Source organism: Brucella haematophila, assembly GCF_005938105.1.
Lineage (GTDB): Bacteria > Pseudomonadota > Alphaproteobacteria > Rhizobiales > Rhizobiaceae > Brucella > Brucella haematophila.
This window is the reverse complement of record NZ_VCPE01000054.1, coordinates 1-1,117: the sequence shown is the minus strand read 5'-3', so window position 1 is coordinate 1,117 and position 1,117 is coordinate 1. Positions and strand designations below refer to the sequence as shown.

Below are 1,117 nucleotides of genomic sequence, written 5' to 3'. Positions count from 1 at the left end.
TGTGAGGTCAGGCTGAAGCGCGACTTTTCGATTTGAGTTTACGCAAAACGATGTCTGTTTGCGATGAGTTTTTGTCGGAAGACTTCTGCGGGCGTTTTGTACCCTAAACATTTGCGCGGTGTATTGTTGAGGCGATGACAAATGAATGCGAGATCTCGATCACTAAGCGTAAGCGGGTCAAGGTCTCGGGGAAGCCAACGTCTTGTGCGTCTGTTGGTGTTCTCAACAGTGCCTTTTTGCCAAGGTGATTGCGGATCACAGAACCAGATTTGCGCCCCTATCCCATTCTGCAGATAAGCCCACTCCGTAAACTCAGTACCACGATCAAAGGTGATTGATCGGCGGGCGATTTGGGGCAGGGGCTGGAGTGCTCTAATCACACCTTCCATCAACGGCTTTGATTGACGATCATTATTGCGCAACAAAACCGTGAAGCGGCTCACCCGCTCGACCAGAGACGTTACATTGGCGTTGCCAAACCTCTTGCGAAACTGGATAGTGTCGCCTTCCCAATGACCGAACTGCTTGCGCCTAGAAACCATGTCTGGACGATAAAGGATGCTCAGTTCCGGTGGAAAGCGGCGTCCATGATGACGTCGGGCATGACGTGGACGTCGTTTGGCACGACGTTCGGGCAGATGTTTCCAAAGCCCTTCTTGCCGACCATCAGCGGAATACACAAACTGATAGATCGTTTCATGACTGACAGAAACGGGATGCCGCTCCAACCGCATTCTCCCGGCAATCTGTTGCGGCGACCATCCATCGCTGATGTGATCGATCACGGACTGCCGTAGCTCATCATACCGGATGAGCTTGCGTTGCTTCGAACGCCGCTCGCGGCATTTCTGGTCAGCAATCGTGCAGTAATAACCGTTTAAATCCTTGATCTCATCATCGTGAAACTGATTGCGCTTAAGTTCACGAAAAATGGTCGAGCGGTGCCTTCCAAGTCTCTCAGCAATAACGTCAACGGAAAGCTTTGCAATACGCCAGCGCGCTATTTTGCGGCGTTCATCCAGATCAATATGCGAATAGGTGCGGTCCATGACAGGTTCCTTGCATTCGATAACTCATTGTTATCATTTGCAAGTCGCACTTCAAACTAGAACCCACC

General features: G+C 50.9%; 1 protein-coding gene. It reads right to left on the bottom strand.

What is annotated here, in order from left to right; translation table 11 throughout:
• Positions 1–38 precede the first annotated feature (38 nt).
• Positions 39–1,049, bottom strand: coding sequence for an IS30 family transposase (locus FGI60_RS26175; protein ID WP_138787583.1), 1,011 nt, complete (start codon positions 1,047–1,049; stop codon positions 39–41).
• Positions 1,050–1,117: the final 68 nt, after the last annotated feature.

What these genes read in the sequence shown, in the direction of transcription:
- FGI60_RS26175 (WP_138787583.1), bottom strand. Translation starts at nt 1,049, where the DNA reads ATGGACCGCACCTATTCGCATATTGATCTGGATGAACGCCGCAAAATA.